General features: G+C 41.7%; 22 protein-coding genes. 11 read left to right on the forward strand and 11 right to left on the reverse strand.

Annotation, left to right across the window (positions count from 1 at the left end):
• Positions 1-5: 5 nt before the first annotated feature.
• The 7 genes from rplJ (at position 6) to L0B70_RS07520 (ending at position 12,241) form a co-directional block, all read left to right on the forward strand.
• Entirely contained in the window at positions 6-584 is a 579-nt protein-coding gene (gene rplJ, locus L0B70_RS07490; RefSeq protein WP_235141200.1) for a 50S ribosomal protein L10, read from the forward strand.
• A 53-nt stretch (positions 585-637) separates the two neighbouring features.
• Positions 638-1,006, forward strand: coding sequence for a 50S ribosomal protein L7/L12 (gene rplL, locus L0B70_RS07495; RefSeq protein ID WP_235141201.1), 369 nt, complete (start codon positions 638-640; stop codon positions 1,004-1,006).
• Positions 1,007-1,559: 553 nt separating this feature from the next.
• Positions 1,560-5,387, forward strand: a complete 3,828-nt coding sequence (gene rpoB, locus L0B70_RS07500) for a DNA-directed RNA polymerase subunit beta (RefSeq protein ID WP_235141202.1) — start codon at positions 1,560-1,562, stop codon at positions 5,385-5,387.
• An 81-nt stretch (positions 5,388-5,468) separates the two neighbouring features.
• Entirely contained in the window at positions 5,469-9,734 is a 4,266-nt protein-coding gene (rpoC, locus tag L0B70_RS07505) for a DNA-directed RNA polymerase subunit beta' (protein ID WP_235141203.1), read from the forward strand.
• A gap of 126 nt (positions 9,735-9,860) precedes the next feature.
• Positions 9,861-10,178, forward strand: a complete 318-nt coding sequence (locus tag L0B70_RS07510; protein WP_235141204.1) for a DUF3467 domain-containing protein — start codon at positions 9,861-9,863, stop codon at positions 10,176-10,178.
• Positions 10,179-10,519: 341 nt separating this feature from the next.
• Positions 10,520-10,801, forward strand: a complete 282-nt coding sequence (locus tag L0B70_RS07515; protein ID WP_235141205.1) for a DUF427 domain-containing protein — start codon at positions 10,520-10,522, stop codon at positions 10,799-10,801.
• A gap of 228 nt (positions 10,802-11,029) precedes the next feature.
• Positions 11,030-12,241 carry a hypothetical protein gene (locus L0B70_RS07520; protein WP_235141206.1) on the forward strand — a complete coding sequence of 404 codons (1,212 nt, stop codon included), beginning with the start codon at positions 11,030-11,032 and terminating at the stop codon, positions 12,239-12,241.
• A gap of 2 nt (positions 12,242-12,243) precedes the next feature.
• Here the strand turns inward: L0B70_RS07520 and L0B70_RS07525 are convergent, their stop codons facing one another.
• A complete protein-coding gene (locus L0B70_RS07525) occupies positions 12,244-14,361 on the reverse strand; it encodes a helix-turn-helix domain-containing protein (protein WP_235141207.1) in 2,118 nt (705 codons plus the stop codon).
• A 120-nt stretch (positions 14,362-14,481) separates the two neighbouring features.
• Between L0B70_RS07525 and L0B70_RS07530 the strand changes: the two genes are divergently transcribed.
• A complete protein-coding gene (locus L0B70_RS07530) occupies positions 14,482-14,940 on the forward strand; it encodes a hypothetical protein (protein WP_235141208.1) in 459 nt (152 codons plus the stop codon).
• Positions 14,941-14,948: 8 nt separating this feature from the next.
• Here L0B70_RS07530 and L0B70_RS07535 read toward each other — a convergent pair whose 3' ends face one another.
• The 3 genes from L0B70_RS07535 to L0B70_RS07545 are packed head-to-tail and all read right to left on the reverse strand — an operon-like array spanning position 14,949 to position 16,987.
• Positions 14,949-15,869 carry a YihY/virulence factor BrkB family protein gene (locus L0B70_RS07535; RefSeq protein WP_235141209.1) on the reverse strand — a complete coding sequence of 307 codons (921 nt, stop codon included), beginning with the start codon at positions 15,867-15,869 and terminating at the stop codon, positions 14,949-14,951.
• Between the two features lie 14 nt (positions 15,870-15,883).
• A complete protein-coding gene (locus tag L0B70_RS07540) occupies positions 15,884-16,432 on the reverse strand; it encodes a GNAT family N-acetyltransferase (RefSeq protein ID WP_235141210.1) in 549 nt (182 codons plus the stop codon).
• A 6-nt stretch (positions 16,433-16,438) separates the two neighbouring features.
• Complete coding sequence (locus L0B70_RS07545; protein ID WP_235141211.1) at positions 16,439-16,987, reverse strand: gamma carbonic anhydrase family protein; 549 nt, start codon at positions 16,985-16,987, stop codon at positions 16,439-16,441.
• A 184-nt stretch (positions 16,988-17,171) separates the two neighbouring features.
• Here L0B70_RS07545 and L0B70_RS07550 point away from each other — a divergent pair, with 184 nt between their 5' ends.
• Both L0B70_RS07550 and hemH read left to right on the forward strand, forming a co-directional pair.
• Entirely contained in the window at positions 17,172-18,050 is an 879-nt protein-coding gene (locus L0B70_RS07550) for a NifU family protein (protein ID WP_235141212.1), read from the forward strand.
• Positions 18,051-18,200: 150 nt separating this feature from the next.
• On the forward strand, positions 18,201-19,229 hold the full coding sequence (gene hemH, locus L0B70_RS07555) for a ferrochelatase (RefSeq protein ID WP_235141213.1): 1,029 nt from the start codon (positions 18,201-18,203) through the stop codon (positions 19,227-19,229).
• A gap of 28 nt (positions 19,230-19,257) precedes the next feature.
• Here the strand turns inward: hemH and L0B70_RS07560 are convergent, their stop codons facing one another.
• Positions 19,258-20,469, reverse strand: coding sequence for a DUF5103 domain-containing protein (locus L0B70_RS07560; RefSeq protein ID WP_235141214.1), 1,212 nt, complete (start codon positions 20,467-20,469; stop codon positions 19,258-19,260).
• Positions 20,470-20,564: 95 nt separating this feature from the next.
• Here L0B70_RS07560 and L0B70_RS07565 point away from each other — a divergent pair, with 95 nt between their 5' ends.
• Complete coding sequence (locus L0B70_RS07565; RefSeq protein WP_235141215.1) at positions 20,565-21,200, forward strand: MBL fold metallo-hydrolase; 636 nt, start codon at positions 20,565-20,567, stop codon at positions 21,198-21,200.
• An 81-nt stretch (positions 21,201-21,281) separates the two neighbouring features.
• On the opposite strand, the gene L0B70_RS07570 is transcribed toward L0B70_RS07565, so the two are convergent.
• The 6 genes from L0B70_RS07570 to aroC form a co-directional block, all read right to left on the reverse strand.
• Positions 21,282-21,842 carry a thioredoxin family protein gene (locus L0B70_RS07570; RefSeq protein WP_235141216.1) on the reverse strand — a complete coding sequence of 187 codons (561 nt, stop codon included), beginning with the start codon at positions 21,840-21,842 and terminating at the stop codon, positions 21,282-21,284.
• A 10-nt stretch (positions 21,843-21,852) separates the two neighbouring features.
• Entirely contained in the window at positions 21,853-22,752 is a 900-nt protein-coding gene (gene miaA, locus L0B70_RS07575) for a tRNA (adenosine(37)-N6)-dimethylallyltransferase MiaA (protein ID WP_235141217.1), read from the reverse strand.
• Between the two features lie 432 nt (positions 22,753-23,184).
• On the reverse strand, positions 23,185-23,523 hold the full coding sequence (locus tag L0B70_RS07580; RefSeq protein WP_235141218.1) for a YkvA family protein: 339 nt from the start codon (positions 23,521-23,523) through the stop codon (positions 23,185-23,187).
• A gap of 71 nt (positions 23,524-23,594) precedes the next feature.
• Positions 23,595-24,146, reverse strand: coding sequence for a TlpA disulfide reductase family protein (locus L0B70_RS07585; RefSeq protein WP_235141219.1), 552 nt, complete (start codon positions 24,144-24,146; stop codon positions 23,595-23,597).
• 1 nt (position 24,147) lies between these two features.
• Positions 24,148-24,711, reverse strand: a complete 564-nt coding sequence (locus tag L0B70_RS07590) for a thioredoxin family protein (RefSeq protein ID WP_235141220.1) — start codon at positions 24,709-24,711, stop codon at positions 24,148-24,150.
• A gap of 55 nt (positions 24,712-24,766) precedes the next feature.
• Complete coding sequence (gene aroC, locus L0B70_RS07595; protein WP_235141221.1) at positions 24,767-25,834, reverse strand: chorismate synthase; 1,068 nt, start codon at positions 25,832-25,834, stop codon at positions 24,767-24,769.
• Positions 25,835-25,872: the final 38 nt, after the last annotated feature.

Here is a 25,872-nt window from a genome sequence, read left to right on the forward strand (position 1 = left end):
GAACAATGACAAAAGAAGATAAAGTATTAGTAATACAAGATATAAAAGGAATGTTGCAGGACGCGAAAGTAGTCTATGTAGCAAACCTTGAAGGAATGAATGCTGCTGCAACTTCAGATTTCAGAAGACAGGCATTTAAGCAAAATATTACACTTAAAGTTGTAAAAAATACCCTATTGCAAAAAGCGATGGAACAAATGGAAGGTGATGTAGATTACTCCGAAATGTTCCCAAGCTTTAAAGGAAATACTGCTTTGATGGTTGCTGAAACAGCGAATGCTCCGGCAAAGTTGATTCAGGGATTCAGAAAAAAAGCAGAAGTTCCAGCGTTGAAATCTGCTTATTTGCAAGATACATTCTATGTAGGCGACGAAAATTTAGATACACTTGTAAACATCAAGTCTAGAGAAGAAATGATTGGTGAAATCATCACATTGCTTCAGTCTCCACTTAGAAATGTACTTTCTGCCCTTCAAAACAAACCGGATACAGCAGAAGAAGCTGCACCCGCTGCGGAAGAAGAGAAAACAGAAGAAACTCCGGCTGCAGACGCTGCCGCTACAGATGCACCAAGTGCAGAGTAATAAGACTCAAAACAAATCAAAATAAATCGTTCAACAATTAAAACATTATTAAAATGTCAGATTTAAAAAACTTAGCGGAAACGCTTGTTAACTTAACCGTTAAAGACGTAAATGAATTAGCTACCATCCTTAAAGATGAGTACGGAATCGAACCAGCTGCTGTAGCTGTAGCTGCCGGAGGTGGCGGTGGCGCAGAAGCTGTAGAAGAAAAAACAGAATTCGATGTGATCCTGAAAGCTGCAGGTGCTTCTAAATTAGCAGTTGTAAAATTAGTTAAAGATTTAACTGGTGCAGGACTTAAAGAAGCTAAAGATATGGTAGATACCGCTCCTACTGCAATTAAAGAAGGAATTTCTAAAGACGAAGCAGAAGCTTTGAAAAAACAATTAGAAGAAGCAGGTGCTGAAGTAGAAGTTAAATAATTTACTTACCAACATCATCATTAAAGATCTTTCCGCTTGGAAAGATCTTTTTTGTATTTAGAGGTGCCCTTCGTATCATCAATGGGTTTCGTTGGCGCGAAATATGGTCGCAAAAAAATTGTAAGCCTGTCTAAATGCGAATGTTACCACACCACACTTGCTATTTACAGAAAAAGGTTGTACATTTGCAGTCCTGTTTGAAGCCAATTATCATATTATCTATTGAAAATCAATAACTTACTCTTTTATTTAGTTAAAAGGGTTTTGTCGTTTTCTTACCTAATAAACCAATCAGCTTCTTACAGAAAAAATATTTTGCACTACCCCGTGAAAAGATATACCGGTGTTGCAGTTAGGTTTTTAGATGCAAAAGTGTCCGCAAAAAGATAGTTAATCTGCAAAACGTACTCCGAGATCGGCTTCAAACACCTTCAAATTCTCAAATCGGATGCAGTTTTTAAAAGTTGAAATCTTTCGATCTGTCATTTTCTAGTCTAAACCCTGATATTTTTTAAACAAAATATTTTTTAACCCTTCATTCTTTAAAATTTTTATGAGTAAATCTAAAGCAGTCGCTAAAGCTCAGGGGAACGAAAGAATCAACTTTTCCATAGCTAAAGGAAAAATTGAAACTCCTGACTTTTTGGACATTCAGATCCAATCTTTCAAAGATTTTTTCCAGTTGGATATCCTTCCGGAGCAGAGACTCAACGAATCTCTGTACAAAACCTTTCAAGAAAATTTCCCAATTACCGATTCCCGGAACAATTTTGTTCTCGAATTTTTGGATTATTTGGTAGATTCTCCACGATACTCCATCGACGAGTGTGTGGAAAGAGGATTGACGTATTCAGTTCCTCTTAAAGCCAGACTAAAACTCTATTGTACCGATCCTGAACATGAAGATTTTCAGACCGTTGTACAGGATGTTTATTTAGGTCCGGTTCCTTATATGACGCCTTCCGGTTCATTTATTATTAATGGTGCCGAACGTGTTATTGTAACGCAGTTGCACAGATCTCCGGGTGTGTTCTTTGGTCAAACTTATCATGCCAACGGAACGAAGTTGTATTACTCCAGAATCATCCCTTTCAAAGGATCCTGGATGGAATTTACAACCGACATCAACAACGTAATGTACGCTTACATCGACCGTAAGAAAAAATTACCGTTAACAACTTTATTAAGAGCAATCGGCTTCGAGTCCGATAAAGACATCCTTCAGATTTTCGACCTTGCCGAAGAAGTAAAAGTTTCTAAAGCAGCATTGAAAAAAGTAGAAGGCCGTACTTTGGCTGCGAGAGTTTTGAACACCTGGTTTGAAGATTTCGTGGACGAAGACACGGGTGAAGTAGTTTCTATCGAAAGAAACGAGATCATCCTGGATAGAGAAACCATTCTTGAAAAAGAACATTTAGATCTTATTCTTGAAGCGGGCGTGAAATCAATTTTAATTCACAAAGAAAATTCCAACGAATTCTCTATCATTCAGAATACTTTACAAAAAGATCCAACCAACTCCGAAAAAGAAGCGGTTGAATATATTTACCGTCAGTTGCGTAATGCAGATCCGCCAGATGAAGAAACTGCCAGAGGAATTATCGAAAAATTATTCTTCTCCGAGCAGCGTTATTCCTTAGGTGAAGTAGGACGTTACAGACTGAACAAAAAGTTAGGATTAAATATTCCGGAAAAAACAGAAGTTTTAACGAAAGAAGATATTATTTCCATCGTTAGACATCTTATTGAATTGGTAAACGCGAAAGCGGAAGTCGATGATATTGATCACCTTTCAAACAGACGTATTAAAACCGTTGGCGAGCAGCTGTCAGGACAATTCAGTGTTGGACTTTCCAGAATCGCGAGAACGATTAGAGAGAGAATGAACGTTAGAGATAACGAGATTTTTACTCCAATCGATTTGGTAAACGCAAAAACCTTAACCTCTGTAATTAATTCTTTCTTCGGAACGAATCAGTTATCGCAGTTCATGGATCAAACCAATCCATTATCAGAGATCACGCACAAGCGTAGACTTTCTGCCCTAGGACCTGGTGGATTATCCAGAGAAAGAGCAGGTTTTGAGGTGCGCGACGTTCACCATACGCACTACGGCAGAATTTGTCCGATAGAAACTCCCGAGGGACCAAACATTGGTTTGATCTCTTCCCTTGGTATTTATGCAAAAATCAACAGTTTAGGATTTATCGAAACACCTTACAGAAAAGTAAACAACGGTAAAGTTGATCTTAAAACCGCAGCGGTTTTCCTTAATGCTGAAGATGAAGAAGATAAAGTGATCGCACAGGCCAACGTTGAAATGAAAGAAGACGGTACAATTTCTACCGACAGAGTAATTGCGCGTTTAGATGGCGATTATCCTGTGGTAGAGCCGCAACAGGTTGATTTGATCGATGTTGCACCGAACCAGATCTCCGGTATTTCTGCGTCCTTAATTCCGTTCCTGGAGCATGATGATGCGAACAGAGCGTTGATGGGATCCAATATGATGCGTCAGGCAGTTCCATTGTTGAAACCGGAAGCACCAATCGTGGGTACAGGTCTTGAGCAGCAGGTTGCGAAAGATTCCAGAATCCTGATCAATGCAGAAGGAAACGGTACCGTAGAATATGTGGATGCAGATAAGATTACCATTAAATATGACAGAAGCGAAGACAGTGATTTAATTTCATTCGATTCTGCTACGAAATCCTACAAACTGACCAAATTCCGTAAAACGAATCAGGGCACAACCATTACTTTGAGACCAAACGTAAGAGTAGGTGATAAAGTTCATTTAGGACAGGTTCTTTGTGACGGTTATGCGACTGAAAACGGCGAATTGGCACTTGGACGTAACTTAGTTGTTGCCTTCATGCCTTGGAAAGGGTACAACTTTGAGGATGCGATCGTTATTAACGAAAAAGTAGTCCGCGAAGACTGGTTTACCTCCATCCACGTTGATGAATATTCTTTGGAAGTTCGGGATACCAAATTAGGTATGGAAGAATTAACCGCAGATATTCCAAACGTTTCGGAAGAAGCGACAAAAGATTTAGATGAAAATGGAATGATCAGAATTGGCGCCGATGTAAAACCTGGCGACATTATGATTGGTAAGATTACTCCAAAAGGAGAATCCGATCCAACTCCGGAAGAAAAATTATTGAGAGCGATTTTTGGCGACAAAGCCGGAGACGTGAAAGATGCTTCCCTGAAAGCAGATTCATCGTTACGGGGAGTTGTTATCAACAAAAAATTGTTCTCCAGAAATATCAAAGACAAAAAGAAAAGATCTGAAGAGAAACTGAAACTTGAAGAAATCGAAAACACGTACAAAGCGAAATTCGACGAATTAAGAAATCTGTTACTTGAAAAATTAGGAACGCTTGTGAACGGTAAAACGTCTCAGGGTGTTAATAATGATCTTGATGAAGAAATCATCGGAAAAGGCGTGAAATTTACCACAAAATTACTTCAATCTGTTGAAGATTATGTGAACGTAAGTGGCGCAGACTGGACCGTAGATGCAGACCGTAACGAGTTGATCAAACAATTGATCCACAACTTCAAAATTAAGTCGAATGACTTAAACGGTGTTAAAAACCGTGAGAAATTTGCGATCTCTATTGGAGATGAGCTTCCTGCAGGAATCATTAAACTTGCGAAAGTGTATGTGGCGAAAAAACGTAAACTTAATGTAGGAGATAAAATGGCGGGTCGTCACGGTAACAAGGGGATTGTATCCCGTATTGTTCGTGAAGAAGATATGCCGTTCCTGGAAGACGGAACTCCGGTTGATATCGTTTTGAATCCACTGGGTGTACCTTCCCGTATGAACATTGGTCAGATTTACGAAACCGTTTTAGGATGGGCTGGTCAAAAATTAGGATTGAAATTTGCCACGCCGATCTTCGATGGTGCAAACATCGACCAGATTACAGAATACACAAACCAGGCGGGATTACCGGAATTCGGAAGTACGCATCTTTATGATGGTGGTACCGGAGAAAGGTTTACTCAACCGGCAACTGTGGGTATCATTTATATGTTGAAACTGGGTCACATGGTTGATGATAAAATGCACGCGCGTTCTATCGGGCCATATTCCCTTATTACGCAGCAGCCTTTGGGTGGTAAAGCGCAGTTTGGGGGCCAAAGATTTGGTGAGATGGAGGTTTGGGCACTCGAAGCATTTGGTGCCTCGAATATCCTAAGAGAAATCTTAACCGTGAAATCCGACGACGTTATTGGTAGAGCGAAAACTTATGAAGCAATTGCAAAAGGAGAAGCAATGCCTGAACCAGGTATTCCGGAATCCTTCAACGTATTGTTACATGAGTTGCAGGGTCTTGGTCTTGATGTAAGACTTGAAGAATAATTTTAGATTTTAAATTATAAATTTTGAATGCTTGCGTTCAGAAAATCTAAAATCTGAAATCTATAATCTAAAATCTAAGAAATGTCAAATAAAAATAAAACAAGTAATTTTACTAAAATTACGATCGGTCTTGCTTCTCCGGAGAACATCCTACAGGATTCCCGCGGCGAAGTTCTAAAGCCCGAAACAATTAACTACCGTACGCACAAGCCGGAAAGAGATGGTCTTTTCTGCGAGAAAATTTTCGGTCCTGTTAAGGATTACGAATGTGCGTGTGGAAAATACAAAAGAATCCGCTACAAAGGAATCGTTTGTGACCGTTGTGGTGTAGAAGTTACCGAGAAAAAAGTGCGTAGAGAAAGAATCGGACACATTGGTCTGGTTGTGCCTGTGGCTCACATCTGGTACTTCCGTTCTTTACCAAACAAAATCGGTTACCTTTTAGGTTTGCCTTCCAAAAAGCTCGACATGATTATCTATTATGAAAGATATGTCGTGATTCAGCAAGGGATGGCAAAAAGAGCCGATGGTGCAGATTTTGACGACAAAGAGTTTTTAACAGAAGAAGAATATCTGGATATTCTAGATACGCTTCCGGCTGAAAACCAATATCTTGATGATTCCGATCCGAATAAATTCATCGCCAAAATGGGTGCTGAAGCGGTGGAGCAGTTGTTAAGCAGAATCGATCTTGATGCTTTATCTTTCGATTTACGTCACAAAGCACACAACGAATCTTCGAAACAAAGAAGAACTGAAGCCTTAAAAAGGTTGAACGTGGTAGAAGCAATCAGAGGTGCAAATACCAGAATGGTTAACCGTCCGGAATGGATGATTATGCGTGTTCTTCCTGTAATTCCACCAGAATTGAGACCTTTGGTTCCATTGGATGGTGGTCGTTTTGCGACTTCAGATTTAAATGATCTTTACCGTCGTGTAATCATCAGAAACAACCGTTTGAAGAGACTTTTGGAAATTAAAGCTCCGGAAGTAATCCTTCGTAACGAAAAAAGAATGTTGCAGGAGTCTGTAGATTCATTGTTCGATAATACAAGAAAATCTTCAGCCGTAAAATCTGAATCCAACAGACCATTGAAATCACTTTCAGATTCATTGAAAGGAAAACAGGGCCGTTTCCGTCAGAATTTACTTGGAAAGCGTGTGGATTATTCAGCGCGTTCCGTAATTGTTGTGGGTCCAAACCTGAAATTGCACGAATGTGGAATTCCAAAAGATATGGCCGCGGAATTATACAAACCGTTCATCATCAGAAAACTGATTGAAAGAGGAATTGTAAAAACCGTAAAATCCGCAAAAAGAATCATCGACAGAAAAGAACCTGTTGTTTATGATATCCTGGAAGGGATTATGAAAGGTCACCCTGTTCTTTTGAACAGAGCACCTACTTTGCACAGACTGGGAATCCAGGCTTTCCAGCCAAAAATGATCGAAGGTAAAGCAATTCAGCTTCACCCTTTGGTAACTACGGCATTTAACGCGGATTTCGATGGTGACCAAATGGCGGTCCACTTACCTTTAGGACCGGAAGCTATTTTGGAAGCCCAACTTTTAATGTTAGGTTCTCAGAATATCTTGAATCCCGCAAATGGTTCGCCAATTACGGTACCTTCTCAGGATATGGTTTTGGGTCTTTATTTCATGACCAAAGAATTAGCTTCAACGGACGAGAGAAAAGTATTGGGCGAAGGCTTAACTTTCTATTCTCCGGAAGAAGTGGAGATTGCTTACGCCGAAGGAAAAGTTTCCCTAAACGCAAAAGTAAGATGTAGACTTCCTGTAAAAGAAGAAGGCGAAATCAAAACCAAATTAATTGAAACAACGACTGGTAGAATTTTATTCAACCAAATTGTTCCAAAAGAATCCGGTTACGTTAATGAACTTTTAACTAAGAAATCATTAAGAAACGTCATTGGTAGAGTGTTGGCAGATACCGATTTCCCAACAACCGTACGCTTCCTGGATGATATGAAAGACTTAGGTTATTCAAACGCATTCAAAGGTGGACTGTCCTTTAGTTTGGGAGATATTGCCATTCCGGCCGAAAAGAAAGGAATGATTGCAACTGCAGTAGAAAATGTAGACGAAATTAAGGCCAACTATAACATGGGTCTAATTACAGATACTGAAAGATATAACCAGGTAATCGATGTTTGGACAAACACCAACGCCGGATTAACCGAGATGATTATGAGCAGAATGAAAACCGATCAAGGTGGGTTCAATTCCGTTTATATGATGCTTGATTCCGGAGCTAGGGGTTCCAAAGAGCAGATTCGTCAGCTTTCCGGAATGCGTGGCTTGATGGCAAAACCTCAAAAAGCAGGTTCTACCGGAGCTGAAATCATCGAAAACCCGATTGTGGCGAACTTTAAAGAAGGTCTTTCAATTTTGGAATACTTTATCTCCACTCACGGTGCGCGTAAAGGTCTTGCAGATACCGCTTTGAAAACGGCTGATGCTGGTTACCTTACCCGTAGATTGGTAGACGTTGCACAGGATGTGATCATTACTGAAAACGACTGTGGAACTTTACGAGGTACTGAAATTACAGCATTGAAGAAAAACGACGAGGTTGTTGAAAGAATCTCCGAGCGTATTTTAGGTCGTGTTTCTCTTCACAATATTTATGATCCGGAAACCGATGAAATTCTTGTCGAGGCAGATCAGTTGATTAACGAAGCTTTGGCAAAAGTAGTTGAAGCAGCCGGCATCGATATGGTTGAAGCCCGTTCACCACTTGTTTGTGAAGCGAAAAAAGGAATCTGTGCGAAATGTTACGGCCGTAACTTAGCAACAGGTAAACCAATTCACATGGGTGAAGCGGTAGGAGTTATTGCCGCACAATCCATCGGTGAGCCGGGAACTCAGTTAACATTGAGAACCTTCCACCAAGGGGGAACTGCGAGTAATATTACAGAGAATCCTTCCATCGTTGCAAGACGAGACGGTATTGTTGAAATGGATGAGGTAAGAACCGTAACTTCAGAAAACGAAGAAGGTAAAAAAGCCGAGATCTTGGTTTCACGTTCCACAGAATTCCGTTTGGTCGCAGACAATGCAGCAAGAACACCTTTGATGGTGGCTGTTGTACCTTATGGTTCGGAACTATTGGTAAAACCAGGCGACAAAGTTAAAAAAGGAGATACCATTGCGAAATGGGATCCGTATAATGCGGTAATTATTGCAGAATCTGCTGGTAAAGTAGAGTATGAAGATATTATCCAGGGTATTTCATTCCAGTTGGAAATTGATGAGCAGACCGGTTTCGAGGAGAAAGTAATTTCTGAATCCCGTAACAAGAAAGCCGTACCAACTTTAAAAGTTGTAGATTCCAAAGGAGTAGAGCAAAAAGCCTATAACCTTCCAGTCGGCGCCCACTTAATGGTGAACGACGGGGAGAAAATTAAGGCCGGTAAAGTAATGATCAAGATCCCTCGTAAATCCGCGAAATCCGGAGATATTACAGGGGGTCTACCGAGAGTTACCGAATTGTTCGAAGCGAGAAATCCTTCAAACCCAGCGGTAGTAACAGAAATCGACGGTGTAGTTTCTTACGGAAAAATCAAAAGAGGTAACCGTGAGTTGATCGTGGAAGCAAAAACTGGAGAAATCTCCAAGTATTTGGTGAAGCTATCGAACCAGATTTTAGTGCAGGAAAATGACTTCGTAAGAGCAGGAACGGCACTTTCTGACGGATCCATCACACCGGATGATATCCTGAAAATTAAAGGACCAACCGCCGTACAGGAATATTTGGTTAACGAAATCCAAGAGGTTTACCGTCTTCAAGGCGTGAAAATCGATGATAAACACTTCGAGATTATTGTTCGTCAAATGATGACCAAAGTTTCAATTGTTGATGGTGGAGACACGCATTTCTTAGAAGGAGCTTTAGAGCACAAATACGATTTCTTATTAGAAAACAACAGAGTATTCGGCTTGAAGGTAGTTGTAGAAGCCGGCGATTCGAAAGAATTTAAACCTGGGCAAATGATTACCACCAAAGAACTGAGAGACGAGAATTCCAAACTGAAACGTGAGGATCTGGCCTTGGTAGAAGTTCGCGAAGCTTTATCTGCAACCGCCACACCGGTATTGCAGGGGATTACGAGAGCAGCCCTTCAAACCAAATCGTTCATGTCTGCAGCCTCTTTCCAGGAGACAACCAAAGTTTTAAACGAAGCAGCGGTTTCCGGGAAAGTAGATTACCTGAGCGGTCTGAAAGAAAACGTAATTGTTGGACACAGAATTCCGGCAGGTACAGGTCTGAAAGATTACCAAAACGTGATCGTAGGTTCCAAAAAAGAATTCGAAGACATTAATTAATACAGACATTAGATCATAGACGGATAGATAATAGATTTAGATTGTTTTAAAACAGCACCTTCTATTATCTATTAGTCTATCATCTATTATCAAAATCTAAAATTTAAAATTTAAAATTTTTCAAAAATGGACAACAACCAAAACCAAAACCAAAATCAGGATCCAAACAACATCAACATCAATTTAAACGAGATGATTGCTGCAGGCGTTTATTGCAACCTTGCTCTAGTAAATCATTCTCCCTCAGAATTCGTAGTAGATTTCATCCAAATGATGCCGGGAGTTCAGCAGGCTAACGTAAGATCAAGAGTAATTCTTGCTCCACTACACGCCAAGAGAGTCTTAACAGCTCTTCAGCAGAACATCACCAACTACGAACAACAGTTCGGAGAGATCAAAGAAGTTGAGCCTTTCGTTTTAGGACAAAACAACGTACAGGCATAATTGTACCTTACATTATACAGGTCCCGGTTCATTCGTTTGAACCGGGATTTTTTATAGTTAAATTAGAAGCACCAACATTTCAGCACTCTCAGAACCACGTACGCGCTGTCCGCTCTATCTTTTTTGCGCACTAGGGGCCAATCAACCAGAGGGCACGTCCGGCGCAAAAAAGGATGCCGCTGCCATCGCGGCTAGAAGAAAGGGGGTTTTATCTTCCGCAGAAGTAAATTCCTACATATTTTAAGATTATATTTAATAATTTCACCACAGTTTTAATTTAGAGCCTCCAAATAATAGTAACTTTATCAATAGAAAAAAGTACGCAATAAAATTCACCCGATATGAAAGCAATCTGGAACGGTAAAATACTCGCCGAAAGCAACAGCACCATTGTCGTCGAAAACAATCATTATTTCCCCGACGATAGCCTGAACAAAGATTTTTTCTTCTTAACCAATCATCATACCTCCTGCCCATGGAAAGGTCAGGCCTCCTATTACAACATCGAAGTCGACGGCAAAACGAACGAAAATGGCGCCTGGTTCTATCCCAGTCCCAACGACGCCGCGATGAACATCAAAAATTATGTCGCTTTTTGGCAAGGGGTGGAAGTAAAAGAATAAGAGATTTGCCATTTTACAAATAAAAATCCCGATTCTTCTCAAAGATTCGGGATTTCTTTTTAGCGGAAAACAAGGCGTCGAAAAGGGAGTGACCCCCGCTTTTAAGATATGTTTTCTCCATCATTTGTGTGGTGCAAAAGTAGAGAAAACAATTGTTTTTTTTACTGTACAATGCAGTACAAAATTTTTAAAGACTTATTTCCTATATTTGGTTAACAATTAACGTTTATGAGCAGAGATTTCACTATGATAAGCCATCTTCGGCAAAATGTTGTAAAAAACTTCGGCAAAAATATTGTTACTGCCACCGACTGCGAGAATCTCGCCAGCCTGCTTCATAAAAATTTTGGGTCCAACATCAGTGCGCAAACCATTCGCCGTTTTTTTGGGATCATCAAATCTTCCTCCAAGCCCGGCACGTTCACTTTAAATCTTCTCTCCATGTTCTGCGGATTTCGCGATTACGAAGATTTCCGGAAAATTTATGCCAACAGCGAACTGGAACTGTTTTTCGGCGAAACAGAAAATCCAAAAAAAGACTACTGGCAGAAAAGCGAACAGCTTTGCCGACAGATTTCAGAATCTCCGGAACTCTTGAGCAGTACGCACCATCAGTTGATGTCTTATCCCATCGCGCGCAAATATTTCATCGAAAATCATCCCATGCGCGATATGTTGGGAACCTTGTATTCGCACTATTTTTTAGCCTATCTAAAATACAGTCAAACCGCAGAATCCAAGATTTTTGCGTATGGATTTCTCTTTCAAAGTGCATTTCTACAGCAAAATTCCGAACTCGTAGAACTCTGTTACAAAAAAATCAAAGACACCGAAATTTCGGAGAAAATTCACGTTATACCGGCCGCCTTAAAGTTTGGGGTGGAATTACTTTTTGCGGATATCTCCGGTAACGAACATTTTTTCAGGAAAACCTTCAACAATTTAAAAAATGCGAGATTAGCCTATATTAAGGACTCCGAGAAATCGGTTTGCAGTTTTGAGTACACGGTGCTGGAATCGCTTATCTTCACCAACCGATTAAAAGAAATTAAGTTTTTAATAGAAAACCAAACGTTTCAGAAGGATGACGACAAAAGTTACGTACCTTCCCAAAGAAAGCAAACGCACGATGAAGTCTGGAACATTCTTTGTGCCGCGGGTTATCATAAAATTGGCGACAGGGCAAAAACCCAAATCTATTTAAATGAAATTAACTTAGAAAATCTCGGTTTTGGCTGGAAAAAATACTATTCTATCATCTGCTATTTCGTGCTGCTGGATTTTACGGAAGAAAAAGAACATGAAGAAACGCTTTTAAAATTGCAAAATCTCATCGATGAAACCTACTTCTGCTATTTCGACGACCGCTTAAAAAAGTTGCGCGAAGCGTCCCCTCTTGTTTTGGAAAATGACTTTCAAGGCCCATACGAAGCAAGGTGATCTTATTTTTTCCGAAAATTAAAATGATTCAGCAGCAGCCGGATTTCATTAAATTCAAAATCATTCGGCAAAACTCTTTTCCAGTCGTTTAAGGTTTCGTAGGAAGATTTCTTAAATTCCTTTTCAAACGTTTTAATTTTTTCTTTATCGAAGATCCGCGCGATTTCAAGCAGGCCCTGTTCGGCGAATTTCGCAAGATGACCATAAATCGTTTCGGTTACCAAACCGCGTTCTTTCGCAATTTCCGGGATGGTTTTTCCGTCTTCAAACAATTGAAAAGTCAAAATATGCGACGGGATTTTGGCGATCTTCGCGGTCACCGGAACGTCGAGGCTTTTGTCGAAAAGTGGTGTTTCGAGAAGGTGAACGGTTTTTAGATCATTCAGGTAATCTTCCAGATCATCCAGAAAAACGCGGAAATCCTCGTTGTACTGTTTCAAACCTTTTACACCTTTGCTTTCCGCGTAAAATTCTTTCAAAGGCGAGAAAACCTTTTCATTAATGTTGCTGAAAAAGAAATTCACCGCGCCTTTTGCCTTCGTTTCAATCTCTTCCCATTCTTCCGTTCCCTGTATGAATTTATGCGTTTTCTGTTGAATAATTTTCTCAAATTTTTCGAAGATCACGCCAAAATTACTGACGTCGGGTTTTAAACTTCCATAAATGAACTTGGCTTTATCCTGATCCAGAAATTTGCTGAATTTTGCGCTGTTGTACCACATTTCCAAAGACCCGGCGATCCATTTGCAGTCCAGCCGGCTACTGATCTTTTTGATGCTGTAATCGTACTTTTCCGTGTTCAGAATTTCCTCCACTCGATCGTTCGCATGTGTTTCGTCCTGAAATTTCGAAACTCTTTTATCCGCGAAAATGACGTTGGGTGTAATTTTCGATTTCAAAACGATCCCTTCCAAAGTCCGGCACCGCGACAGCGCCACGTAAACCTGCCCCGAGGCGAAAGATTTTCCCGCATCGATAATGAGGCGGTCGAACGTTAATCCCTGCGATTTATGAATGGTAACCGCCCACGCCAAACGGATGGGATATTGTTTGAAGCTTCCCAAAACTTCTTCCTGAATACTTTTGTCATCGCCCAAAGAATAGCGTTTCTGGTCCCACGTTTCCTTCTTTAATGTATAAATATCGTCTTCGCCGTCGATGATGACGGAAATTTCTTTCTCGTCAACTTCTACAACTTCCGCTAGTTTTCCGTTGAAATATCTTTTTTCGCCGCTTGCATCATTCCGCAGAAACATGATCTGGCAGCCTTTTTTCAGCTCCAAAACTTCGTCATTCGGATACTGGTTTTCATTAAAATTGCCCGTGATTTCCGCATTGTAGAAATGAGATTTGCCTTTCAGTTCCGCGAGTTTCTTCTGGTTAATTTCGTCTGCCATGCGGTTGTGCGAGGTCAGGTAAACATAAGGTTCGTTCGTCGGCTCAAAATCCGGAATATATCTTTCGTTTAGGGTTTCAAAATCGATATCGGACACCGCACCGTCACGGATTTCATTTAAAATTTCCACGAACTTTTCGTCGGTTTGGCGGTAAACCGTCGTTAATTCCAACGTGATCAAAGGCAATTCTTTTAAAGCATAACTGTCGAAAAAGAACGGCGAGTCGTAATATTGTTTCAAAACATATTCGTCGCGCACAACGGGCGGCAACTGGTAAAGATCGCCGATGAAAAGCATTTGAACACCACCAAATTTCTGTTGATTCCGGCGAACGGAACGCAGAGAAAAATCCATCATATCCAAAACATCCGCGCGCAGCATGGAGACTTCATCAATAATAATAATTTCGATTTCGCGCAGGAGTTTAAGCTTGTCTTTTCTGTATTTAAAATGGTGCATCAGGTCGGCGATATTATTCGCCATGTTACTGTCGATGCGCTCGGTAGTAGGTAGAAACGTTCTCAACGGAAGCCCGAACATGGAGTGAATTGTAACGCCGCCTGCGTTGATGGCCGCAATTCCTGTGGGCGCCACCACGATGTGTTTTTTGCGGGTTTTGCTTACAAAATCGTTCAGAAAAGTCGTCTTTCCCGTACCGGCTTTTCCGGTGAGAAAGATACTGCGGTTCGTATGTTCAGCTAAGTTGAAGAGAGATTCGTTCATCGGTCAAATTTAAGAAAATTGCCGTGAAAACAGGCATCGAAATCAGTGTGGAGGTTTCAAATTATATTTCCCGGTTTGTTGAAAAGATTCTATTTTTGTAGTGGATTTTAAATAAAAAAAATGAAAAATGTAATCATCGTCGGTGTCGCAGTTTTATCTTTATCATCGTGCCTGTCTAAAAAATCGACCGCAAATGCAGATAAGCTCCCGAAAGACATTGCACTGAAACCCGAGAACAATCTTTCGCAGCAGCAGGATCGGGAAAATTTAAATTTTTATATTAAAGAAATTGATTCTTTAGCCAACTCTGAAATCTGCAACGATGCCTCGGACTACAGTTTTGCCGCCATTGGCGCAAAACCTTGCGGTGGACCAAGTTCGTATATCGCTTATCCCAAGAAGTTAGAAAGCGAAATTTTGCCGAAAATTGAAAAATTTACCGCTATGCAGGTAACGTTTAATAAAAAATATCAAATGATTTCGGATTGTATGATGGTCATGCCGCCTTCAGAAATAGTTTGTCAGGAAGGAAAAGCCGTTTTAATCGGTTCCGGCTCCTCCAACGCAGAGGTGCAATAATCGGAAGTTTAATTTTCTTTTTCCTCTTCCGTTTCCCGCACTTTTTTTGCCGCAATCCACTTCGCGTGAGAAGAAAGTTTGATGGAATGCCCCATCTCGCGGGCGTAGACTTTTGTGAATTCGGCACCGAAAAATACGATCTGACACGTGTAATTAATCCACATCATTAACAGAATAATGGTGCCCGCCGCGCCAAAAATGGAGGTAGGTTTCGACAGTTCAAAATAATAACCGAGCAGGAATTTACCGATACTGAAAAGAACAGCCGTTACGAGCGCGCCGATCCACACGGAACGCCATTCGATTTCGACGTCGGGCAATATTTTGAACATCGAGGCGAAAAGAACGATAACCACGAAGAAACTGATGACCACATTGAGCACCTGCGCGAAAATAAAAGTTTCCAGACCGAAATTGCGGGTGATCCAGTTATTGGCTAAGCCCAAAACGGAAGATAAAATTAAACTGATGAGGAGTAAAAAGGCGATAATCAGGATCATTCCCAGAGAGTTAGCGCGATCGATAATATATTTTTGAAAGGCTTTCTTCGGTTCCGCTTCCACTTCCCACAGAAGATTTAAACTGCGCTGCATGTGAAAAAACAACGTGGTTGCCCCAAAGATTAAAGTGCAAATGCCTAAAATTTTCATCCATATATTTTGATGGTCCCACACGGCGCTTAAAACCATAGATTGCAGGCTGTCGGCAATATCTTTTCCTGCAATTCCGCTTGCCTGATCTGTAATTTCGCCCCGAACGGCTTCGTCCCCGAAAAATAATCCGGAGATCCAGATAACGATGATGAGTAAACCCGGCAAAGAAAAAATGGCGTAATAAGCCATGCCCGCGGAATCTTTCGACGCGGAGGAATTATTCCAGTCTTCGAAAGTTTTTTTCAAAATTTTCCAGCCGCGTTTTATATGTTTCATGGTACGAGGTTTTTTTAAGAGGTAAAATCTTCTTTCAGCAAAGCATAGCGGTGAACGTCCAGAAACTCGCCGTGCTGAAAATATTCCTGTTTTTGCAAACCTTCAAATTTCAGTCCTGCTTTCTGCATCACTCTGCCGGAGCCGGGATTATACAGAAAATGGGTGGCGTAAATTTTATTAAGATTTAGTTCTTCAAAGCCGAGTTTTAGGACCGCTGCCAAAGCTTCCGTTAAATATCCTTTTCCCCAGAAATCTTTCCCTAACCAATACCCGAGTTCTGCTTTTTGATGTTCCTGGTTAAGGTGAAGCCCGATGGTACCGATTAATTTGCCTGCTTCTTTTTCGCGAACAGCAAACCGCAGCGAGGCTCCGGAGTCGATTCCCAGATCGCAGCGTTCCAGCCATTTTTCGGCTTGCTCGGGCGAAAAGGGAAAACTGATGTTAAAAAGGTTTTTAGAATAATCTTCGGTGGAATTGATGTGAAAAAGAAAATCCTCCAGATCATGCAGAGTGGGCCGATTTAAAATCAGTCGTTCGGTGTACAGTTCAGGCAGATCATTCATCGGAAGTTAAAGATCTAAAATTTCTTCCGGTTTTTCTCCGGCAACTTTGTACCAGGAGGAATATTTTACATAATTATTCGCAATTCGGTTAACCTCACCTTCCAGAAGTTCGGTAGAAATATCTTTAATTTTACGGGCCGGAATTCCACCCCAAACTTCGCCGGATTTAACGTGCGTTCCCTGGACCACGACCGATCCCGCACCAATAATGGAATTGCTTTCCACCATACAGTCGTCCATTACAATGGCGCCCATACCGATCAGCACATTATCGTGAACCGTGCAACCGTGAACAATAGCGTTATGACCAATCGATACATTGTTTCCAATAATTAGGGGAAATTTTTCGAACGTACAGTGCAGCATGGCGTTATCCTGCACGTTAACTTTATCGCCTATCGTAATAAAATTAACGTCGCCGCGAATTACAGCATTGTACCAAACACTGCATTCGCTTCCCATTTTTACATCGCCAATTATGGTTGCGGTTTCCGCTAAAAAAGTGTCTGCACCGATTTGCGGTGTTTTTCCTAAAAGTTCTTTAATTAATGCCATAATTTTTTTTAATTTTTCTGAAATGAAACGGATGTTTTAAAAAGCAGATCATTTCTATCCCTTCAAAAACTGCGACGCACATGGCCGCCTTTTTTTGTATTAATGTCATTGACAGCTTCTACAATTGGACTGCGGGAATCTGATATCTTATCCGTATTTTTGTACTCAAATTTAAGGAAATAAAATGAGACAAATTATTATAGAGCCTACTGAAAACCCAAAAGTGATGAAGTTTGTAGCAGATTACAACCTGATCCCGGGATCGCTGGAACTGGACAGAACTTCGGATATTTCGGAAATTCCGTTGGCTCAGGAACTTTTCAATTATCCGTTTGTAGAAAGAATTTTTGTTACTGCTAATTTTATCGCCGTAGCGAAACAGGATACCATAGAGTGGGAGCATGTTGTAGAAAGTTTAAAAAACGTGATCGAAGATGAACTGCTGGCAAATCCGCGGCTTTACCTTCAGAAGAAAAGAGAAATGTATCAAATCTATTCGGAGATGACGCCTAATCCGGCGGTTATGAAATTTGTTTCGACCAAAATGCTGATGGATGGTTTTGTGGAGGTAAAATTGAAGGAGGAAGCCGCGGCTATTCCGTTGGCGCAGGCGATTTTTAACGAATTCGACTTTGCTAAAGAAGTGTTTATTTCGGATAACTTTGTTGCGGTGACGAAAAATGTTTCCGTGGAATGGCATGAAGTTATGGTGCCGGTAAGAGCCTTCATCGCAGAATATCTTCAAAATGGCGGCACAATTTCCGACCTGCAGCCACAAAAGCATGAAAGTCCTGTTGAAAATTTAATCAACAGAGATTATACTGAAACCGAACAGAAAATTTCGGATATTTTGAATGAATACGTGGCACCCGCTGTTGAAGGTGATGGCGGCAAAATATCGTTAATGGAATATGTGGCGGAAACCAAAACGGCAAAAATGCTGCTTCAGGGCGCCTGTTCGGGCTGTCCAAGTTCTACCGCAACGCTGAAAGGCGGTATTGAAAGTGTTTTGAAACAGTTTTTGCCGGAGTTGGTAGAAAATGTAGAAGCCGTAAACGGATAGATACACTTTGAGAGTTCTAGTTAAAAATTACCAATTTTAAAAATAACCCAAGGCCGCGCCCCGACTTGAACGGAGCTCTTTTTTGCAAAACGCAGTGGCGCAAAAAAAGCGGGAGTGGAAGGCGGAAAAAGGCGCCCAAATAATAATTATATGTCGCAGAAAGGAATTTTGCTCGTAAATCTCGGTTCGCCCCGATCAACAAAAGTAGAAGACGTAAAGGAATATCTTGACGAATTTTTGATGGATGAAAAAGTGATCGATTACCGCTGGTTTTTCCGGGCTTTGCTCGTTCGCGGCATCATTTTGAATACACGTCCGAAAAAATCTGCCGAAGCGTACAAAACCGTGTGGACCGACGAAGGTTCGCCGTTAATTTTCATCACTGAACGCATTAAGAAAAAGTTGGAAAAAGTGGTCGACGTTCCCGTGGAAATCGGAATGCGCTACGCGGAGCCCAGCATTGAAACCGGAATCCGCAAACTTACAGAGCAAGGCGTTACGGAGATTGTTTTGTTCCCGCTTTATCCGCAGTACGCGATGAGCACAACGGAAACGGTGATCGAGAAAGCTGAGGAAGTTCGGAAAAAATATTTCCCCGATATTAAAATTAATTATATTCAGCCATTTTATAACCGCGAAATTTATATCGACTGCCTGGCAGAAAGCATCCGGGAGAAATTACCGGAGCATTTCGACGCGTTGCAGTTTTCTTATCACGGCGTTCCCGAGAGACATATCTACAAAACGGATCCAACGAATACGTGTAACTTAAACGACTGCTGTTCGCGCGAGGACAATCCGAGTCATCAGTTCTGTTACCGCCATCAGTGCTTTAAAGTAACGGAAGAAGTGATTAAAAAACTGAATTTACCGAAAGAGAAAGTGATGGTAACGTTTCAGTCCAGATTAGGAAATGACAAATGGATGGAGCCGTACACGGATGAAACTTTGGAAGGTTTGGGCAAAAAAGGCATTAAAAATCTGGCGATCGTTTGTCCGGCTTTTGTATCGGATTGTCTGGAGACGCTGGAGGAAATTTCGGTGGAAGGAAAAGAGCAGTTTGAGCACGGCGGTGGAGAAAACTTCCATTACATTCCGTGCTTAAATGACGAAGACCGGTGGATCGAGGTAGTGAAAACGCTGTGCGAAGAAAAGCTGCACGATTTTTATTTGGTATAAAGTCTTCAAAAGAGATTTACTAAATAATTTACCTCACCGGTGCGCGGAATTCCCCGTAACCAATCAATCCATCATAATTTCGGCCGAAAGGACGGTAATATAAAAATGCCTGGTACAGATTTTCCGTCTGCCAGAAATTCCCGTTGATTTCTCCGAAATTTAAAGAACCGTCCGTATTTTTCGTGGCCAGGATGTAGTTGTAAAATCCCTGTTTCAAATAAATTCTGGCGACTAAACTTTTGGACTTTTCGTCGTAGGTCATTTTGTTTACGTTGGACGGGATAAAATCGTTAAAACTTCCTAAAACATAAATTTCCTTATCCGTTTTCTCCGACTCCAGGGCGAAGTAAACCCAGGAGTAATCGCCTTCTTTATCGGCATCGCGCTCGATTCCCAGATCGTTTCTGCGGAAATAAAAGGCGCCGTTCACGTCGGGCTGGTATTGGTAGCTCAACGGAAAAGCCCAAACCGGATAAAGATAGGTGAAGTTTTGATTTTCAATGCGTTCTACACCCGAAACCATGTCAAAAGCCTGATTCATATCTTTATTGTCGAAATAATAAAACTCGTTGTTTCCCGGAAACGCAAGATTAATCTGCTGAAACAGCAACTTATTCCCTAAAGTGGCGCTGGGCCGTTGATTGAAAAGCGCGATATTCCAGTTGTTGTTCTGCACCACATTTAAACTTACCGAATTAACATTCTGGATCAAAGACGCGTTGTTTCCAACAGCCTGAACTTCCACGCGCTGGTTAATTTCCGGATTCCTCGCATCGGCGGTTCGTGTAATATTCAGCGCGAGATTGGCGCCGCCTTCCACAACGCAGAATCTTTTCGTGAACAAAGGTTTATCCGCCGAATCCAGATAAACCACGATCTCGAAATTTCCCGAAATTTTAGGTTGAATTTTTCTGTTTGGAAAAGTTAAAGTATAATTCGTGTACGGTTGCAGCGTGTTGAAGGAATATTGAAACTGATCGATCAGGGCATTCAGACTTCCGTTCGCATATTCCGTAAAAAAAAGACCGTCGTCCTGCCAGTTTCTGTCGAAATGTTTCAGCGTGTACCGGTAAATGGTGCTGGAATTGGACAGGTCGTCGAACTTCAGGATCAGCTGTTCGTTGAAGCCGATAACGGGAGTTTCGTCGTTGGTTTTTGGATTAAATAGCTGCACGCTTCGGATCTGCTGCCCCGAAAGAGCGATACATGCAAAGAGGAGGAAGATTTGTAAATATTTCATTGAGACGAAGATAATGAAAATTGCGCCAAATTTTTGTACAATTTAAAGGGCCAAACTTAAAATCGTATTTTTGTCCCGATTTAAAAACACCACTTATGATCACCATAAAATCATTCGCTTTTAATCCTTTTTCAGAGAATACCTATGTTGTCTTCAATGCAAATAAAAAGGCATTCCTCATCGATCCGGGAAATTTTAGCGCGGAAGAAACCCGAACTTTAAATGAATTTGTTGCAGAAAATAAGTTAAAAGTTCAGAATATTCTGTTAACGCATGCGCACATCGATCATGTTTTGGGTTTGCAAAAGGCGTTTGACGAATATGAAGTTCCGGTTCTCATGCACCAAACCGAAAAGGAAATTCTGGACAGAAATCCCATGGACGCAAACCGCTTTGGATTTTTCTTTAAACCTTTCGACGGCGAAATTCACTACGTAAAAGAAACTGAAATTTTAAAATTAGACAAAGACGAGTTCGAAATTCTGCACGTTCCGGGACATTCGCCCGGGCACATTGCTTTTCACAACGCGGCAGAAAAATTGGTGATCTCCGGCGATGTTCTGTTTGAAGGAAGCATCGGAAGAACCGATCTGTATAAAGGAAATTCCGAAGAATTGCTCAGCAGCATCAAAACAAAGTTATTTATTTTAGACGAAGACACAAAAGTCTACAACGGCCACGGAAATCCTACGACTATAGGTTTTGAGAAAAAACATAATCCTTTCTTTTAAGAGCCAAAGAAAAAGAAAAGAGCCAGCTTAAGAATGTGATTCAATCTTAAAGCTGGCTTTTTTTTATTTAGTCTGTCTTTTCTACGATTTCCACTTGATGCCGCAGCCCATGCTTGGTCGTTGGGATTCGTCCTGCGGTTCGCCGGCAAGTACATTTTCGAAAGCGATGATTAAATCCTCACCTGTAATTTCTTTCGTATTTCCGGGTCTGGAATCATCCATCTGGCCGCGGTAAATAAGATCCAGTTTCTCATCAAAAAGAAAGAAATCCGGTGTACAGGCCGCGTCGTAGGCTTTTGCGATCGCCTGACTTTCATCGAAGAGATACGGAAAATCGAATTTTCTTTCCACCTGAAATTCCGCCATTTTATCGGGCGCATCTGCGGGATATTTATCGGCGTCGTTCGCGTTAATGGCAATAAACTCGATGCCTTTTTCCTGATAATCTTCATAAAGTTCCGCCAGTTTATCGATGATGTGAAGCACGAACGGACAATGATTGCACATGAAAATGATAAGCGTGGCTTTTTCGCCTTTTAAATCGTGAAGCGATTCGAGTTCGTTGTTGTGCGAGGGATTCGGCAGCTCAAAAAAAGGAGCTTTGGTACCGAGGGCGAGCATATTGGAAGGTGTGTTTGCCATTGTATTTTTTTTAAATTAAAGTCTTCAGCAAAGATAAGGATTCTGCGACCGAATTTTCAAAATTTACCCAGTGGATATTTTCTTCCTTTCGGTACCACGTTAACTGGCGCTTTGCGAAACGCCGCGAATTTTTTTTGATCTCTTCTACCGCGAAATCCAAAGTCCATTCGCCCTCAAAATATTTAAAGAGTTCGGAATAGCCGACGGTTCTTAATGCCAGCTTATTTTTAAAAGGAAGGAGCGATTTTACTTCCTCCACCAATCCCTCCGCCAACATTTTATTGACGCGCTGGTTGATTCTTTCGTAGATGATTTCGCGGGGCGCTTCAATGCCGATTCTGATGACGTCGAAATCGCGCTTTTGGACGTGCCCGGCGATGTTTTCGGTGTAGGTTTTTCCGGTTTGCCAGATAATATCGAGCGCACGGAAAAGCCGGCGCGGATTATCCTGATCCACGGTTCCAAAATAATCCGGATCTAATTCCTGCAACATCTGTTGGAGCTTTTCAATCCCTTCGTCCCGTAACATCTGTTCTAATTTATTCTGATTGCGGGCGTCGGCTTCGGGTAAATCGTTGAGGCCTTCGAGAACGGCTTTTTCGTACATCATGCTGCCGCCGACTAAAACGCCGACGTCATGCTGGGTGAATAATTCTTCGATTTTTTGAATGGCTTCTTTTTCGAACTGGCCGATGGAATAATAATTTTCTACGGACAGATTGCCGATGAAATGATGCGGAACTTCAGCAAGTTCTTCTCTGGAGGGCGTTGCCGTGCCGATGGTCATTTCGCGGAAAAACTGACGGGAGTCGCAGGAGATAATTTCGGTCGCATAATGTTTTGCGATTTCGATGGCGAGTTTTGTTTTGCCGATTCCGGTGGTGCCGACGATGGAGATGAGTTTTTTCACGCGGCTAATTTCCTGATTTTTTTTGAATTGGACGGCGTGAGAAAGGGAACCTTGAAGAAAAATTCAAGGAATGGGAAATTTGCACATTAAGAAATTAAGAGGCATTAAATTTATCTCCGACGGCGGGTTATAGCACGGAGTGCACGAATGTTTCACGGAAGATACCTTCTTTTGCTATTGTGGTTGGGGGAATTGAGTGATTGGTATAAATTGAGTTGAAGGCAATAAGCATCGATTTGCAAGAAGACGCCGCGGAATTCTAGCCGTGATCGCAATGGAAATCCTTCTGCGGGTTTTTTTGGCGCGGCAAAGCCGCGCCAAAAAAACCCGCAAAATATTGTAATGTAGAGCGCGCACTACCAGCCGGAAAAAGACGGCACCCGATGCTCCAAAAAAAACCATTCAATTTCTTGAATGGCTGGATTTTAAAGTTTAACCGACAATCTCGGCCTCGATGGCATCTCTGTCCGGCCTTAAAGAGGCTTCCCAGGCGACAAATTTTTCTGCCTCGGAAATCAGCATCGGCATGGCGAAGGCGAGTAAAGCCAGATCGTCCAAAACGCCGATAACGGGAATCCAATCCGGGATAATGTCTAAAGGTGAGACTAAATAAATGAGAACAAGAGCAGGCAAAACCACGTTTTTGAACTCGGGTTTATAGCCGCCTTTCGACATGATGGAGCGCACCATGCGGACCATCACGGGTATCTTTCGGATGAATCCTTTGTGTTTGAATGCTTCTTTTGCTAATGCAATTTTTGATACTTTCATTTTTCGTGTATATGTTTAAAACACGCTGGAATTCGCAAATTCTGTACCACGATTTCGTAACTTTTTGTTAATTATTTCGTGAAGGTGTCGATAAATTGGTGTACGGATTTGCTGTTCCAGTCTTTGGAAGCATCTTCCTTTAACAGGATGCGGCCGTTTTTATCGAGCAGAAAAGTGGTCGGGAAAACCTTCGGCAAAACCGTGTTGGAAATTGGGCTTTGCGCAATATAAACGGGCACCGAATAATTGTTGTCCTTCATAAATTTCACCACTTTTTCCTCTTCATCCTGCATCGCAATGAGCACGAAGTCTATTTTTCCTTTTTTCGAATCGTACAGTTTCTGGATTGTGGGCCATTCTTCGCGGCAGGGCGGACACCAGGTTCCCCAAAAATTCAGGAAAATAAGTTTATCTCCTTTTAAATTTTTCAGATTGGTGTTGGGTGCGTTAATGCCTTTCAGCTCAATATCCATGTCAGAATCCTGCAGCGTAACCGCGTTTTCTATGGCGGCAACGGGAAAAAAGAGATCCTTCAGTTTGAGTTTTACCTCCGGAAAAAGAAAGAGCACCGCGATAAAAGCGATGACGATGATATTTAAAATATTTTTTCTTAGAAAATTCATTTTAGAGTAAATTTAAAATTTCTTCAATGGCATCTTTGCCGCGGTTTTTGGCATAATAGACCTGCAGATCGTTATAGAATTCTTCGAGCGGATAGGTTTCGGGATTTTCTTTAAATTTCTTCAGCAGATCCAAACCGTATTGTGGCCGCGGCCCCCAATTACTCTGCACCGTAAAATCTTCATTTAAAAGGATAACAATTGGGATCGACTGCGTGCCGTTCGTGAGAAACCGGTTGATCAAAGTCTGATCCGAATCCCTTAAAAATATTTTCACCTCGTTGCCTGCAGCTTCAAAAAATTTCGAAACGGCCGGCACCGTGGCACTTGCATCACCGCACCACGATTCGGTGATGATGAGGACTTTTCCCGCGAAGTTCTTTTCTTTCAGGTTTGAAAGTTGCGCTTCATCCACTTGGTATTTTTTTAAAGTGCGGCGCATGCGGTTAAGTCCCAACTCGTAATAGGCCTGATACGGATCAGTTTTATTGGGATTATTTTGGGCGCGTTCTTCCGCGATTTTTAGATATTCCTCGAAGGTTAAGGCTTTTTGCCAGTAGTCTTTCATTATTTTTGATTTATAAAAATTTCGGTCAAAACCTTTTATCAGTAAGCGATTTTGGTCACATATCATATTTGCGAAGTTTGTTGATCAGAAAAAGATCGGCTAAAACAAAAGCCGCTAAGTTTTCGACGATCGGAACGGCGCGCGGCAGGACACAAGGGTCGTGACGGCCTTTTCCTTCAACGGTTACCGCATTTCCTTGCGTGTCGAAACTTTCCTGCGGACGCAAAATTGTGGCGACGGGTTTAAAGGCGACGCGAAAATAAATATCCATTCCATTGGAAATTCCGCCCTGGATTCCGCCGGAAAGATTAGTTTTCGTGGTGAAATCCTCGTTGAACAGATCGTTATGATCTTTGCCCGTCATTTTGGCGCCGCAAAAACCGCTTCCATATTCGAAACCTTTGCAGGCGTTGATGTTGAGCATTGCTTTTGCCAGTTCGGCCTGAAGTTTTCCAAAAACCGGTTCGCCCACGCCGATGGGAAGATTTTTGATCACGCAGGTGATGGTGCCGCCAATCGTGTTACCTTCCTTTTTTATTTCTTTAATTTTCGAAATCATTTTCTCTGCCGTTTCCGCGTCGGGACACCGGACATCATTGGAATCAATCCTCGAAAAATCTAGATCCTGATAGGGTTTTTCGCAGAAAATTTCGCCCACAGAAGAAACGTAAGCTTTAATTTCCACATCTTCCGGCAGCAGTTGCTTTGCTAAACTTCCGGCCACCACCCAGTTCACGGTTTCGCGCGCAGAAGACTTGCCGCCACCGCGATAATCGCGGATTCCAAATTTTTGGTCGTACGTAAAATCTGCGTGACTTGGCCGATAGGCTTTGGCAATGTGATCGTAGTCCCGCGATTTTTGGTTTTCATTTTCGATGAGGAAACCGATGGGAGTGCCGGTGGATTGCCCTTCGAAAATACCGGAAAGAAACTTCACGGTGTCGCTTTCTTTGCGTTGCGTAACGATGGCAGACTGGCCGGGCTTTCTTCGGTCGAGTTGATGTTGAACTTCGTCGAGATCAACCTTGAAACCAGCCGGAAAATTGGTGATAATTCCGCCATATGCGGGGCCATGACTTTCGCCAAACGTAGAAAGAGAAAGAAAATTTCCTAAATTGAACATGTTACAAAGTTACGCAGATATTTTGATTTTTGTAAGAG

The organism is Kaistella sp. 97-N-M2 (assembly GCF_021513235.1).
Lineage (GTDB): Bacteria > Bacteroidota > Bacteroidia > Flavobacteriales > Weeksellaceae > Kaistella.

Bases quoted from the DNA above. Each gene is read 5' to 3' on its own strand.
- rplJ (WP_235141200.1), top strand. From the start codon at position 6: ATGACAAAAGAAGATAAAGTATTAGTAATACAAGATATAAAAGGAATG.
- rplL (WP_235141201.1), top strand. From the start codon at position 638: ATGTCAGATTTAAAAAACTTAGCGGAAACGCTTGTTAACTTAACCGTT.
- rpoB (WP_235141202.1), top strand. From the start codon at position 1,560: ATGAGTAAATCTAAAGCAGTCGCTAAAGCTCAGGGGAACGAAAGAATC.
- rpoC (WP_235141203.1), top strand. From the start codon at position 5,469: ATGTCAAATAAAAATAAAACAAGTAATTTTACTAAAATTACGATCGGT.
- L0B70_RS07510 (WP_235141204.1), top strand. From the start codon at position 9,861: ATGGACAACAACCAAAACCAAAACCAAAATCAGGATCCAAACAACATC.
- L0B70_RS07515 (WP_235141205.1), top strand. From the start codon at position 10,520: ATGAAAGCAATCTGGAACGGTAAAATACTCGCCGAAAGCAACAGCACC.
- L0B70_RS07520 (WP_235141206.1), top strand. From the start codon at position 11,030: ATGAGCAGAGATTTCACTATGATAAGCCATCTTCGGCAAAATGTTGTA.
- L0B70_RS07525 (WP_235141207.1), bottom strand. From the start codon at position 14,361: ATGAACGAATCTCTCTTCAACTTAGCTGAACATACGAACCGCAGTATC.
- L0B70_RS07530 (WP_235141208.1), top strand. From the start codon at position 14,482: ATGAAAAATGTAATCATCGTCGGTGTCGCAGTTTTATCTTTATCATCG.
- L0B70_RS07535 (WP_235141209.1), bottom strand. From the start codon at position 15,869: ATGAAACATATAAAACGCGGCTGGAAAATTTTGAAAAAAACTTTCGAA.
- L0B70_RS07540 (WP_235141210.1), bottom strand. From the start codon at position 16,432: ATGAATGATCTGCCTGAACTGTACACCGAACGACTGATTTTAAATCGG.
- L0B70_RS07545 (WP_235141211.1), bottom strand. From the start codon at position 16,987: ATGGCATTAATTAAAGAACTTTTAGGAAAAACACCGCAAATCGGTGCA.
- L0B70_RS07550 (WP_235141212.1), top strand. From the start codon at position 17,172: ATGAGACAAATTATTATAGAGCCTACTGAAAACCCAAAAGTGATGAAG.
- hemH (WP_235141213.1), top strand. From the start codon at position 18,201: ATGTCGCAGAAAGGAATTTTGCTCGTAAATCTCGGTTCGCCCCGATCA.
- L0B70_RS07560 (WP_235141214.1), bottom strand. From the start codon at position 20,469: ATGAAATATTTACAAATCTTCCTCCTCTTTGCATGTATCGCTCTTTCG.
- L0B70_RS07565 (WP_235141215.1), top strand. From the start codon at position 20,565: ATGATCACCATAAAATCATTCGCTTTTAATCCTTTTTCAGAGAATACC.
- L0B70_RS07570 (WP_235141216.1), bottom strand. From the start codon at position 21,842: ATGGCAAACACACCTTCCAATATGCTCGCCCTCGGTACCAAAGCTCCT.
- L0B70_RS07580 (WP_235141218.1), bottom strand. From the start codon at position 23,523: ATGAAAGTATCAAAAATTGCATTAGCAAAAGAAGCATTCAAACACAAA.
- L0B70_RS07585 (WP_235141219.1), bottom strand. From the start codon at position 24,146: ATGAATTTTCTAAGAAAAAATATTTTAAATATCATCGTCATCGCTTTT.
- L0B70_RS07590 (WP_235141220.1), bottom strand. From the start codon at position 24,711: ATGAAAGACTACTGGCAAAAAGCCTTAACCTTCGAGGAATATCTAAAA.
- aroC (WP_235141221.1), bottom strand. From the start codon at position 25,834: ATGTTCAATTTAGGAAATTTTCTTTCTCTTTCTACGTTTGGCGAAAGT.